The sequence below is a fragment of the Nonomuraea sp. KM90 genome, from assembly GCF_052246675.1.
Taxonomy (GTDB): domain Bacteria; phylum Actinomycetota; class Actinomycetes; order Streptosporangiales; family Streptosporangiaceae; genus Nonomuraea.
The window spans coordinates 1-1,491 of record NZ_JBQQCB010000353.1 but is presented as its reverse complement, the minus strand read 5'-3'; the positions used below and the strand labels follow the sequence as shown (position 1 = coordinate 1,491).

The window sequence follows — 1,491 nt, the reverse complement described above, 5'->3', positions numbered from 1 at the left end:
CCAACCTCACCAGCCGGCAGGCAACCGGCAACCCCGAAGCCGCCCTGCCCCCGCTGTTCATCACCACCGTGCACGGCGGCGCCGCCCAACAGGCCGGACTCCGCCCCGGCGACCTCATCGAATCGATCAACGGATCGGCCCCCTTCATCGACGGCCGGCCCACCCCCGCGATCAACGCCCTCTACCCCCAATACCCGCAAGCGCGCCCCGTCCAGCTGCGGCTGCTGCGGCACAGCACCGGCCGCCGCTGGAGCGTGACCCTCACCCCCGGCCTCTACCAGCAAGACCTGGCCACCCTGCAAACGGTGCAGGCCAAGCTGCTGGACGACGACATCGCCTACCTACGGGTGCGCGCATTCGCACCCGACACCGCCGACCGGGTCTTCACCGCGATCACCCGGCTCCGGCAAGGCCGGACGCTCACCGGCGTCGTACTGGACCTGCGCGGCAACAACGGCGGCAGCCCCACCGAGGCGATCCGGCTGCTGAGCGCCTTCACCCACGGCAAGACCACCGCCCACCTGTGCACCGTGGACGACAAATGCGCGACCCTACGCACCGACGACACCGTCGACCTGCTCAACCTGCCACCGGCAGTACTCACCGACCGCGGCTGCGCCTCAGCCTGCGAACACTTCAGCTCCGCCGTCAAAGACCTGCACCTCGGCCCACTCGTCGGCACCAGAACCGCCGGCGTCATCTCCGGCCCCGCCCAGCCGTACCTACTCGCCAACAACACCCTGCTGAGCCTCCCCACCAGGCACCACCTCGGGCCCAACCGCGAGGTCATCGACCGGATCGGCGTACCACCCGACCACCACCTGCCACCGACCCCGAAGGATGCGGCCGCCGGACACGACCCCGCCCTGACCAAGGCCCTGACCCTGCTGCACCAGTGAAGGGACCTCCCATGAGACACCTCCTGGCAGCCGCCGCGGCACTGGCCGTCCTCGCCGCGTCCGCCTGCTCGGCACCCGCACCACCCCGCTCCGCCGCCACCCCGTCGGCCGCCCCCACCGAACCGGCCACCCTGCCCACCCCCACCGGCCCCCACCCCGTCGGCACCACCACCCTGTACCTGAAGGACACCGCCCGCCCCGACCCCTGGAACCTCGACACCGACGCCAGAGAACTCAAGGTCACCCTGTGGTACCCGACCCAGCAGCGGAACGGGCAGCGGGCACCGTACATGACACCCAAGGAATCGGAGCTCCTCCTGAAAGGCAGCAGAATTGCGACCGCGCCGTACGACACCCTGAGCAAGACCCGCACGAACGCCGTCGAAGGCGCCGAACCCGCTGGGGAGAAGCTGCCGCTGGTGGTGCTCTCCCCCGGCTTCACCAAACCGGTGAGCACGCTCACCTCCCTGGCCGAGGACCTGGCCAGCCGCGGGTACGTCGTGGCCGGCATCGACCACACCTACGAGAGCTACGCCACCACCTTCCCCGACGGGCGGATCGCCGAATGCCTCGCCTGCGACAGCGACTCCGA

General features: G+C 70.5%; 2 protein-coding genes. Both read left to right on the top strand.

Annotation, left to right across the window (positions count from 1 at the left end):
- Nucleotides 1–899: S41 family peptidase (locus tag ACTWPW_RS64160; RefSeq protein ID WP_443175036.1), on the top strand; the 899-nt coding region annotated here is incomplete at its 5' end.
- 11 nt (nt 900–910) lie between these two features.
- Nucleotides 911–1,491 (top strand): alpha/beta hydrolase (locus tag ACTWPW_RS64155; protein ID WP_443175035.1); only part of this gene is annotated, 581 nt, incomplete at its 3' end.